The 11,790-nt window shown below is 32.5% G+C and carries 8 protein-coding genes; 3 read left to right on the top strand and 5 right to left on the bottom strand.

Features of this window, described 5'->3' with window-relative positions:
- Positions 1-209 precede the first annotated feature (209 nt).
- Together ptsG and glcT are read right to left on the bottom strand one after the other, a co-directional pair.
- The gene (ptsG, locus tag ACO6VN_RS06090) at positions 210-2,276 is read right to left on the bottom strand and encodes a glucose-specific PTS transporter subunit IIBC (RefSeq protein ID WP_194200197.1); all 2,067 of its coding nucleotides are present in this window, start codon (positions 2,274-2,276) and stop codon (positions 210-212) included.
- 118 nt (positions 2,277-2,394) lie between these two features.
- Positions 2,395-3,231, bottom strand: coding sequence for a glucose PTS transporter transcription antiterminator GlcT (gene glcT, locus ACO6VN_RS06085; protein WP_194200198.1), 837 nt, complete (start codon positions 3,229-3,231; stop codon positions 2,395-2,397).
- A gap of 98 nt (positions 3,232-3,329) precedes the next feature.
- Between glcT and ACO6VN_RS06080 the strand changes: the two genes are divergently transcribed.
- On the top strand, positions 3,330-4,313 hold the full coding sequence (locus tag ACO6VN_RS06080; RefSeq protein ID WP_194200199.1) for a DUF1002 domain-containing protein: 984 nt from the start codon (positions 3,330-3,332) through the stop codon (positions 4,311-4,313).
- Positions 4,314-4,631: 318 nt separating this feature from the next.
- On the opposite strand, the gene ACO6VN_RS06075 is transcribed toward ACO6VN_RS06080, so the two are convergent.
- The 3 genes from ACO6VN_RS06075 to parE all read right to left on the bottom strand — a co-directional run bounded on the left by ACO6VN_RS06075 (position 4,632) and on the right by parE (position 10,691).
- Positions 4,632-6,191, bottom strand: coding sequence for an alanine/glycine:cation symporter family protein (locus ACO6VN_RS06075; protein ID WP_016999581.1), 1,560 nt, complete (start codon positions 6,189-6,191; stop codon positions 4,632-4,634).
- 85 nt (positions 6,192-6,276) lie between these two features.
- Positions 6,277-8,691 (bottom strand): DNA topoisomerase IV subunit A, encoded by a 2,415-nt coding sequence (parC, locus tag ACO6VN_RS06070; RefSeq protein ID WP_016999582.1) that lies wholly within the window; start codon positions 8,689-8,691, stop codon positions 6,277-6,279.
- Positions 8,691-10,691 carry a DNA topoisomerase IV subunit B gene (parE, locus tag ACO6VN_RS06065; RefSeq protein ID WP_422404381.1) on the bottom strand — a complete coding sequence of 667 codons (2,001 nt, stop codon included), beginning with the start codon at positions 10,689-10,691 and terminating at the stop codon, positions 8,691-8,693. The genes parC and parE overlap by 1 nt, the downstream gene beginning before the upstream one ends.
- 200 nt (positions 10,692-10,891) lie before the next feature.
- Here parE and plsY point away from each other — a divergent pair, with 200 nt between their 5' ends.
- Together plsY and ACO6VN_RS06055 are read left to right on the top strand one after the other, a co-directional pair.
- Entirely contained in the window at positions 10,892-11,470 is a 579-nt protein-coding gene (gene plsY, locus ACO6VN_RS06060) for a glycerol-3-phosphate 1-O-acyltransferase PlsY (RefSeq protein ID WP_016999584.1), read from the top strand.
- A gap of 13 nt (positions 11,471-11,483) precedes the next feature.
- Positions 11,484-11,783, top strand: coding sequence for a HesB/YadR/YfhF family protein (locus ACO6VN_RS06055; protein ID WP_016999585.1), 300 nt, complete (start codon positions 11,484-11,486; stop codon positions 11,781-11,783).
- Positions 11,784-11,790 lie beyond the last annotated feature (7 nt).

The raw sequence follows: 11,790 nt of genomic DNA, 5'->3' as shown, positions 1-11,790 counted from the left end.
ATAAACATACCCTTGGGTACATTTTATTTGCTCATGCCTAATCGTATTAGTAACACGCAATTTATAAGTTATTATTTAAGTGTTGAATATTTTTCTACACTTTATCTACCGACTTATTATAGCACGATAAGATTACGCTTTCAATAATATTTTTTATGAAAACACGTGTAACAAAGTATGGGCTCCTGAGACAAATTTCTTTATCCTTTTTATTTCACTAAAAATATTTTATCTCCTTGGTCAATGTGTCCATTAGTTAATATCTCCAACGTTGAACCTTCTAAATTTGTCACGACAATTGGTGTGACTGTGCTATCTGCATGTTTTTTAATATAATCTAAATCAACTTTCATTAGAGGTTGGCCTTTAATAATATCAGTATCAGCTTCTGCTAATATTTCAAATCCTTGACCTTCTAACTGAACAGTTTCTAGACCAAAATGAATTAACAGCTCAATACCTTCTTTTGATTCTAGTCCAATAGCGTGTTTAGTAGGGAATGTCATTTTTAGTTTACCATCAAATGGTGCTACAACTTCACCTGTTTCTGGAATAATTGCTATGCCATCACCCATCATTTTCTCGGAAAACACTTTATCTGGCACTTCACTAATATCTATGATTTCACCTTTAATAGGAGAATAAATCGTTGCACCGCCTTCAGCTAAAATAGCTAAACTTTCTTTATCTCCTTCTTCCGTAACTGTCGTTTCACTAGGTTTCGTAATTTCACCTGAAATAATACGTCCCATATCATGTTTTATTTGATCGGACTTAGGCCCAAATATCGCTTGAATATTATTACCTACTTCAAGTACACCTGAGGCACCTAAACTTCTAAGTTCTGATTTATCAACTTTCGTTTTATCTAAAACTTCTACACGTAATCTTGTAATACAAGCATCTAAATGTTTGATGTTATTTTGACCACCCATTGCTTCTAACACATCAAATGGTAATTCTGATACTGAACTATTACGTGATTCTGTTTCTTTATCTTCTCTTCCCGGTGTTTTCAAATTGAATTTCTTAATTGCGAACGTAAATAAGAAATAATAAACTAATGCATAAATGATACCTACTGGAATAACCAATATTGCGTTGGTGCGATCCCAGTTTAATAATCCATATAATACGTAATCAATAAATCCACCAGAGAACGTCATACCTATTTGAATATGTAATAAATGCATCACTAAAAATGAAGTACCTGCTAATATAACATGTATTCCATATAAAACTGGTGCAACGAATAAGAATGAGAATTCTAATGGCTCTGTAATACCCGTTAAGAATGAAGTAAGCCCTGCAGACAACATTAATCCACCGACAACTTTTTTGCGTTCTGGACGAGCTTGACGATATATTGCATATGCAGCCGCTGGTAAACCAAACATCATGAATGGATATTTACCAGTAGTAAATGCCCCAGCTGTAAATGGTACTTTATCTTTAACTTGTGCCATAAATATACTCTGATCTCCACGTACTAATTCCCCAGCTTTATTTACATAACTTCCGAATTCAAACCAAAACGGCGAATAAAAAATATGATGTAGTCCAAATGGAATTAAAGATCTTTCAATAATTCCAAATATAAATGTCGTTAAAGCTAAATTTTTACCTAATAAAAATGTAGATAAGTTATTTAAAGCTTCTTGTATCGGTGGCCAAGCAAATGACAAAACAATACCTGTAACGATGGCTACTACAGATGTAATAATTGGAACAAATCGTTTACCTGCGAAAAACCCTAAAAATGGTGGTAAATTTATGTTGAAATATTTGTTATAGCACCAGGCTGCTAAAGCCCCCATTATAATACCACCAAATACCCCTGTTTGTAGTGTTGGTATACCTAGAACTAATGCATGTGATGGCTCTCTAGCAGCTTGGCTAAGTGTTTCAGCCCCTTTACTATAAGAGTATATGTTATCTATTGTAATGCCTTTTATAACACCCATTGTAGTATTCATAATAAGATAACCTACTAACGCTGCTAAACCTGCTACGCCATCTCCTCCAGCTAAACCTAAAGCAGTACCAATAGCAAAGAGTAAAGGTAAATTATCAAATATAATTTGACCTGAAGACTCCATAACAGATGCAATCATTACAATAATATCTGTTTTTAACCAAGGTGCAATTTCAATAAATTGAGCGTTTTTCATTGCGTTACCAAACGCAAGTAAAATTCCCGCTGCAGGTAATATTGCAACTGGTAACATTAAAGCTTTCCCAATACGTTGTAATTGACCAAAAAATTTCTTAAACATTGTAAAACCCTCCCATTGTTTAACTCAATAAATTACAGCACAAAAAAAGGCATGAGCAAGAAACTTACCATAAGGTAATGTTTATTTGCTCATGCCTGACGAAACAGTAACACGCAATTTATAAGTTATTATTAAAGCGTTGGATGTGCATTGTTAAATATGCTAATTCAGATTCATAAACTGGCCTCTTTAACTGTGTTTGCATCATCTTCACTATCTTTACAGCAATATTATAGCACAGTGGATATTGCGCTTTCAATAACAATTCAATATCAGTTGCATCCGGAATTCTTTCATCTGCTAAGACTCTTTGAATCGCAAAATGTAAGTGTCTTACAAAACGACTATAATTAATACTATTCTTATCTATATTAACTTCAAGGCCCTCTTCTATTATAATAATTGACTTCTGTATAATTTGTTTTATATTATTTATGTCGTTAAGTGAATGATTTTCTTCAGCTGAATGGATATGTAATGCTATAAATCCAGCTTCTGACTCGATAAACTGTAAATCTAACTTTTCATTTAAAGCTTTAACAGCGTTTTCAGCAATTTGATATTCCCTTGGATAAAGCACTTCTGTCTCTTTTAAAAATGGATTATGAACATAAATACCTTCTTCTATTCGCTTTATTGCAAATACAATATGATCAGTTAATGAAATGAGCGTTTTTTCACTTACACTACCGCCCAACTGTTTATCAATTCCATTTACTACTTCTAATATTGTATTAAATACGTGTTCACTCGTTCCGTTTAATAACTGTGTATATCTATCTTTATCTCTCTCAGATTCTAATAAGTAAACTTTCTCTATTAAATCTGTATCAATTTCTTCACCTTGTTTTTTACCAAAACTAATCCCCTTGCCTATTAAAATTACTTCTTTTTGATAATAGTTAGCAACTAACACATTATTATTGAGTGTTTTTTCGATAATATATTTTCCCATATAAAAACCTCATTCTGAAGACCTATTACATATTATACAATTGATGCTAATATAATGATAGATATAATATATCAATAAATTTATAGGACGTGAGTCATGTGAGAAACTTAAAAACATACATTATTTCTATGCTATCCGTTTTAGTTATTGCTACTATTTTTTATCCGAAGCAACAAGCTCAAGCAGTAACTGAAGAAGCTTGGGATAACGCAGTTACTGTTTATGGAGCAGCTTTAGAGAATAACCCTTCAGCTAAAGAAACAACTTCAAATCTTTTAGGTACAAAAAACAGTGATAAAACAACATATGTTAATGCTGAAGATTTAAATAAATACTTGAATATGCAGTCATCAAACGATGTACTCAAATCTAGCATTCGTATAACGAAAACTTCTAAAGGTAGTGGCTTGAATTTAACAATCAACCAAGATCAAGGTCAAATCACTAAAGTTACAGAAGATACTTACAAAAATGCTCTAATGACAGCTGGTATTAAAGATGCTGACGTTACAATCGCGTCAAGTGAAGATGTTACAGGAGAAAGTGCACTTGCAGGTGTTTATAAAGCCTTCGAAGCACAAGGTGAATCTATAGATTCAAACAGAACACAAGTAGCACAAGAAGAGCTATCTACAATAAACGAGATATCTGAAGAAAATAAAGATCAAGAAGGATTCTCTCAATCACAACTTAACAAGACAGTGGCAGAATCTAAACAAGCAGTTGCAGAAAAATCCGGGAACGTTTCAGTAACTGAAATTACAAATATCGTAAATCAAAAAATTGAAGATAATGGATTAACAAACATCATTAATGAAAATCAAGTTAACAAAATTGTTAATGTAATCGATAGTGCTCAAAAAGACGGTATTTTCGATGGAGAAAATGCTAAAGACTTTATTAAGAACTCTAAAGATTATGTTAATGACATAGTTAAGTCAGATGATTTCAAAAATGCTAAGAAAAAAGCAGAAGACTTAGGAAATAACATTAAAGATAAATTACAAGACGAAGGACTATGGGATAAAATCGTCAACGCAATTAAAGATATCTTTAATTCAATCGCTAATTTATTTAAATAATCCCAATTAATATACAGAATAATGAGGCGGGACATAAATACATGTCTCAGCCTCATTTATTATAATGGCAGTAGCTGACTGGATTGAAAATGCGCTTATATCAAGCTTTTTCCAACCCTAGTCATCCTTGCCGGGGTGGGACTACGAAATCTATTTATTAAAATGAGATTTCTGTCCCACCCCCTTTTTTGTTGATTATAGGATGAATGTTGCACCTGTCTCTTGTCTTGCAATATTTTACATTCAAAACATAAAAAAGACTGCCAATTTTCTCAGCAGTCCTAAGTAACACTTTCATTCATTTTTTATAAATGATAATTATTGATCTTTCTTATCATCATTTAAAGTTTCATCTTTATTTTCTGAAACATTTTCTTCTTCTGAATCTACAGTTGGCTTATTTTTCTTTTTCACTGCTGTATCTTCATTTCTACTATATGGGTTATTGCCCCAAGCTTCAATATTACTGAAGTTTGCTTTTAAGTTTTCTATTTTAAATACTGGATTTAATTTACGTTTTCTTTGGTCTCGATAGTCTTTCGCTACTTCAAACACGACTGTAGCTAGACCGAATAATGCTACGATATTTATAACCGCCATTAATCCCATAAATAAATCTGCAGTATCCCAAACAGTTTGTACTTGTACAACTGAACCAACGAATACCATACCAACAACTAATAATCTAAAAATAAACATTATAAATTTATTTTTCGTTAAATATTCAATATTAGCTTGTCCATAGTAATAGTTACCAATAATAGATGAGAATGCAAACATAAATACTGCAATAGTTAAGAATATACCACCAAACTCACCTACATGTGTTGTTAAAGCTTGTTGTGTAACTGCTACACCTTGTTCTGCATCTGCTCCAAATTGTAAGTCAGTATATAGCAGTAACATAATTGCAGTAGCTGAACAAATAATTAATGTATCAAAGAATACACCTAATGATTGAATTAAACCTTGTTTTACTGGGTGACTTACGGCTGCAGTTGCTGCGGCGTTTGCTGCAGAACCCATACCAGCTTCGTTTGAGAATAACCCACGTTTAATACCTTGCATTAATGCAAAACCAATTGCACCACCAAACGCTGGGTGTAATCCAAAAGCACTTTTTACGATGTTTTGTAACATTGGAATAATTTGATCAACATTCATCGCTAAGATGTAGCCTACTAATATAATGTAACCGACTGCCATAATTGGAACGATGAAAGATGATACTGTTGCAATACTTCTAACACCACCAAAAATAACAATTCCAGTTATAATAGCTAAAATAACACCTGTTATAATATTCGAAAATTCATATTGCTCATTTAAAGATGCAGCAATTGTATTAGATTGCACAGTATTAAATACAAATGCAAAAGTAACTGTAATTAAAACTGCAAAGATAACACCTAGCCATTTTTGGCCAAGTCCACGTTCTATGTAGTATGCTGGGCCGCCTCTAAAACCGCCCTCTTCATCTTTTACTTTATATACTTGAGCTAAAGTAGCTTCAAAGAATGCGCTGGCTGCACCGATAAATGCAATAACCCACATCCAGAATACAGCACCAGGTCCACCAAGAACGATAGCTGTAGCTACACCGGCAATATTACCAGTACCTACGCGTGAAGCCGCACTAATTGCAAATGCTTGGAAAGATGATATACCTTTTTTCCCATCTTCAAGTGTTTCTGGCTTTTCAAAAATAATCCTAAACATTTCTGGCAGCCATCTAAGTTGTACAACTCTAGAACTAATTGTGAAGAATACTCCTGCCAGTAAAAGTAAGAAAATTAAGTTTTGCGTCCAAATTAAATCATTACCCCATTGAACAAAGTCATGAAACCAACTTGGGATATAACTATCAAAGTCTTTCAAACAAATCCCTCAATTCTAAATAAAATTAGTCTAATAAATCATTATCATGATTTTACCATGACAATTAGTATATGACTATATTTTTTTATTCAAGTGCTTTTTCATCGAAGTATGCATCTATGACTTGACCAAACTCACTTTCATCAACGATAAATCTACCATTTGTATATCTTTCGCTGTAATTAAAGTCTTTAGTGTCTACTTTAATGACGTCTTTTTCAGATAAAATTATACAAGTTTCATTTTCAGAAAGAGTTAAAGCTTTTATAATTTTATGTGATTTTGATTTTAATTCTTTTAATATCATTAAACCACGTTGAGATCTTTTCGCGGGAACAAATTGGTCTGCTTTCATATGTTTTACTGAACCACGATCTGTGACAATGAATACTGATTTGTTACTTGGTAACGTTTCTGTCATGACAACATTATCATTATCTTTTAAGTTAATGGATTTAACACCAGCAGCTTTTAATCCTATGTCTGATAGTTCATCTGTATCATATGTTAAGCTCATACCTTTTTCAGTTATCACTGTTAAAAGTTCATCTTCTGTTATTTTCAATACTGAAATAACTTCATCATCATCTTTTAGTTTCATTGCAACTAATGGTCTTGTAATTCTAGATGCTTTAAATTTATCATTTGTTGATTTCTTAATCATGCCGTTTTTCGTAGCAATAATATAATTAGATTCTGGTTTGAAATCAGTTTCAAAGAATATATCTATAATTCTTTCGTCATCACCGATAGGAATCATCTGTGAAACATGTTTACCTAATTCTTTCCACTTTAAATCGGCTATTTCATGTACAGGAATGAATAAATAATGACCTTTCGAAGTAAAAGCAATTAGCGTATCTTGTGTGTTGACTTTTTGATGTTTTAACAAATAATCTCCATCTTTTAAGCCAACTTCTTCAACACCACTTGCTTGATAACTTCTATTTGAAGTTCTTTTAACATATCCATCGCGTGTCATAGAAACAATCGTTTCTTCACTTGGTACAAGAATTTCTTTTTCAATTTTAATTTCAGAGATTTTTTCTTCTATGTCTGTTTTTCTTTCATCACTAAATTCTTTTTTCACAGATCTTAATTCTGATTTAATCACTTTTAACAATGAACTTTCATTATTTAAAATATCTTTTAGACGCTCTATTGTTTTCTTTAATTCATCGAATTCTTCTTCTAGAGATACAATATCTGTATTTGTTAAACGATATAATTGTAGCATTACGATTGCTTCTGCTTGTTCTTCAGTAAATTTATATTTTGCAATTAAGTTTTCTTTAGCATCACGTTTATTATTAGAAGCTCTAATGGTTTCTATTACCTCATCAAGTATAGATAAAGCTTTTATTAAACCTTCAACGATATGCATACGCTTTTCAGCTTGAGAGAGTTCATATTGAGAACGTTTAGTAACAACTTCTTTTTGATGTTCAATATAGCTCTCTAAAATCTCTTTAAGTCCTAATAATTCTGGTCTTCTTTTGTTAATTGCAACCATATTAAAATGATATAAAACTTGTAAATCAGTATTTTTATATAAATAATTTAGAACGCCTTCACTATTTATATCTTTTTTAAGCTCAATTGCTATTCTTAAACCTTCTCTATCAGTTTCATCACGAACTTCAACGATACCTTCTATTTTTTTGTCAGCTCGTAGTTCATCAATTTTTTTAACTAAACTACCTTTGTTCACTTCAAAAGGAACTTCTGAAACGATAATTTGTTCTCTTCCGCCACGTATTTGTTCTATTTCTACTTTACTTCTTACAACTATTTTACCTTTACCAGTTTTATAAGCCTTTTTAATACCATCTAAACCTTGAATAATACCACCGGTAGGGAAATCAGGTCCTTTAATAAACTTAATAAGTTCATCTATTGTTGTAGTAGGTTTATCTATTAATTTTAGTGTCGCATCAATAACTTCACCTAAATTATGTGGTGGAATATCAGTCGCATAACCCGCAGAAATACCAGTAGAACCATTTACTAATAAATTCGGATATCTCGCTGGTAAAACCATAGGCTCCATTGCCGTATCATCAAAGTTTTGAACATGTTCTACTGTTTCTTTATCTATATCTTGAAGCAGTATTTCTGCTAATTTACTAAGTTTAGCCTCTGTATAACGCATTGCTGCTGGAGGATCATTATCGATACTACCATTGTTACCATGCATTTCAATCAATACATGTCTTAGTTTCCAATCTTGGCTCATACGAACCATTGCATCATATACCGATGAGTCACCGTGAGGGTGGTAATTACCGATTACGTTACCTACTGTTTTCGCACTTTTTCTAAAGTTTCGCTCATAAGTGTTGCCATCTTTGTACATTGCAAATAAAATTCTTCGTTGTACTGGCTTCAAGCCATCACGTACATCAGGAAGCGCTCGGTCTTGGATAATATATTTACTATACCGACCGAATCTATCCCCTATAACATCTTCTAAAGGAAGGTTTTGTATTTGTTCAACCATTAATTAACTTCCCCCTCTGTTTCTATTTCATCATCAAGCAGCTGAATATCATCACTTTCAAGTATGCTTTGATCTTCTTGCATACCAAATTGGACGTGTCTTTCAATCCATTCTCTACGCGGCTCAACTTTGTCACCCATTAATGTTGTTACACGTCTTTGTGAACGTACTTCGTCATCTATGCTTACTCTAATTAATGTTCTTGTTTCTGGATCCATAGTTGTTTCCCATAATTGGTCAGCATTCATTTCACCTAAACCTTTATATCTTTGCAGTGTGAAACCTTTACCGAGCTTTTTCATTAATACTTCTAAATCTTCATCTGTCCATGCATATTCAACTTGTTTCTTTCTACCTTTACCTTTTTCTACTTTATATAAAGGTGGTAATGCAATATACACGCGACCTGCTTCTAATAAAGGTCTCATATATTTAAAGAAGAATGTTAAAAGTAATACTTGAATATGAGCACCATCTGTATCGGCATCTGTCATGATGATAACTTTTTTGTAATTACTGTCTTCTAAACTAAAGTCAGCACCTACGCCGGCACCAATAGTATGAATAATCGTATTGATTTCTTCATTTTTAAATATATCTTCAAGTTTAGCTTTTTCAGTATTAATAACTTTACCTCTTAATGGTAAGATCGCTTGGAATTTACGATCTCTTCCTAATTTAGCTGAACCACCTGCAGAGTCACCCTCTACTAAGTATAGTTCATTTTTCTCAGTATTTTTACTTTGAGCAGGCGTTAGCTTACCTGAGAGCAATGTTTCTTTTCTTTTATTCTTCTTACCATTTCTCGCTTCTTCTCTAGCTTTACGTGCAGCTTCACGCGCTTGAGATGCTTTTACAGCTTTCTTTAATAATGACTTAGATAATTGTCCTTTCTCTTCTAAATAGAAAGGTAATTGATCAGATATTACTGAATCTACGGCAGCTCTTGCTTCAGTCGTACCTAATTTAGATTTAGTTTGTCCTTCAAATTGTAGTAAATCTTCTGGAATACGCACTGAAATAATAGCTGTTAAACCTTCACGAATATCGCTACCATCTAAGTTTTTATCTTTTGCTTTTAATTCTCCTATTTTCCGAGCATATTCATTAAATACTCTTGTAAATGAAGCTTTTAGTGCCGTTTCATGTGTTCCACCATCTTTAGTTCGAACATTATTCACGAAACTTAAAATAGTTTCTGAATACTGATCATTAAACTGAAAACTAATATCCACTTCAATTTGATTAGAAGTGCCAGTAAACATTGCAACATCATGTAGCACATCTTTGCCTTCATTCAAATATTTAACAAACTCTTTAATACCATCTTCATAATGATAAAAAACTTCATTAGGCTCTTCGCCTCTTAAGTCTTTTATTTTAATTTTGAGCGCTTTTAATAGAAACGCAGATTCTTGCAGTCTTTCACACAATGTTTCAAAATTATAATGAGTAGAATTTTTAAATATTGTTGGATCTGGTTTGAAATGTACAGTTGTTCCAGTTTTTCTCGTCTTCCCCTTTTTCTCTAATGTTGTAACTGGTCTACCGCCTTTTTCAAATCTTTGTTTATACGTATGGCCTTCTCTGTGAATCGTTACTTCTAACCATTCACTAAGTGCGTTCACTACAGATGCACCTACACCATGTAATCCACCTGATGTCTTATAGCCTCCTTGGCCAAATTTACCACCAGCGTGTAAAACTGTGAAAATAACTTCAGGTGTTGGTTTGCCGGTTTTGTGCAATCCTGTTGGCATACCTCTACCGTTATCAGAAACAGAAATACTATTATCTTTATGTATTGTTACTTCTATTTCAGTACCATACCCATTTAAAATTTCGTCAACAGAGTTATCTACAATTTCATAAACTAAATGGTGAAGTCCGCGAACATCTGTTGAACCGATGTACATACCAGGTCTTTTTCTAACAGCTTCAAGACCTTCGAGTACTTGAATTGAATCTTCACCATATTGAACTTTTGCTTGTTTATTCAATATTTCTCCTCCTACAAACGTACGTTCGTTTTTTTACTATACATTAGTTATTTTGTTATAAATCTCCGGAAAATGCAAGTCCTATCACTAATAGTAGTACAATTTCACTTTATATCTTATGGTAAAATCATATTTTAAATAGTAACCTATTTCTAGTTATGGTAAACTATTAGTACCTGCTAACAAAGGAGTGTTTTATAATGACATTTGTTGTTATTATACTTAGCTACTTGATTGGATGTTTCCCAAGTGGCCTCGTGTTAGGTAAATTATTTTATAAAAAAGATATCAGAAATTTTGGAAGTGGCAATTTAGGTGCTACTAATACTTTTAGAGTATTAGGTAAAAAAGCTGGATTTATCGTAATGTTTTTAGATATTTTCAAGGGATTCATTGTAGTTTTCTTCCCAATATGGTTTAATTTAGATATTCCTAGTATTTTTATAGGAATGTGTGCCGTTGTCGGTCACGTATTTCCAGTGTTCTTGAAATTCCGTGGTGGTAAAGCAGTAGCAACAAGTGCTGGTGCAGTATTGGGTGTTCACCCGATATTACTCATCGTACTTGCAATTATATTCTTTGCTATATTATTCCTAACTAAATATGTATCATTATCTAGTATGGTTGCAGCGACATTTTGTGTTATAGGTGCAATTATAATAGGCGATATACCATTTTTAGTTATTTCAATCGCGATATTCATCATATTATTTGTAAGGCATCGATCAAATATCGTGCGCATATTTAAAGGGAATGAACCAAAAATCAAATGGATGTAAAGGAGAATGCACTATGAATTTAGAAATTACAGATAAAGCAGTTGAATGGTTTAAAAATGAATTAGAATTCAATGAAGACCAAGCGTTAAGAATATTCGTGCGTTATGGCGGTGAATTTCAACTCAAGCAAGGTTTTTCACCTGCATTCACTGTAGAACCTTTAAATTCATCTGAAGTTGGGTTTAAAGACGAAAAAGATAACCTTCCATTCTTTATTGACGAAAAAGATTTATGGTACTTTGAAGATAATGATTTACTTATCGATTTAAATGATAACGAAGAAATTAAATACGAAGCTAAAACTTCAAAATAAACTATAA

The organism is Mammaliicoccus sp. JADD-157 (genome assembly GCF_049310805.1).
In the GTDB taxonomy this organism is placed as follows: domain Bacteria; phylum Bacillota; class Bacilli; order Staphylococcales; family Staphylococcaceae; genus Mammaliicoccus; species Mammaliicoccus lentus.
The sequence above is the reverse complement of the archived record's forward strand: the minus strand, read 5'-3'. Positions and strand labels throughout refer to the sequence as shown.

What these genes read in the sequence shown, in the direction of transcription:
- ptsG (WP_194200197.1), bottom strand. Translation starts at nt 2,276, where the DNA reads ATGTTTAAGAAATTTTTTGGTCAATTACAACGTATTGGGAAAGCTTTA.
- glcT (WP_194200198.1), bottom strand. Translation starts at nt 3,231, where the DNA reads ATGGGAAAATATATTATCGAAAAAACACTCAATAATAATGTGTTAGTT.
- parC (WP_016999582.1), bottom strand. Translation starts at nt 8,691, where the DNA reads ATGGTTGAACAAATACAAAACCTTCCTTTAGAAGATGTTATAGGGGAT.
- plsY (WP_016999584.1), top strand. Translation starts at nt 10,892, where the DNA reads ATGACATTTGTTGTTATTATACTTAGCTACTTGATTGGATGTTTCCCA.
- ACO6VN_RS06055 (WP_016999585.1), top strand. Translation starts at nt 11,484, where the DNA reads ATGAATTTAGAAATTACAGATAAAGCAGTTGAATGGTTTAAAAATGAA.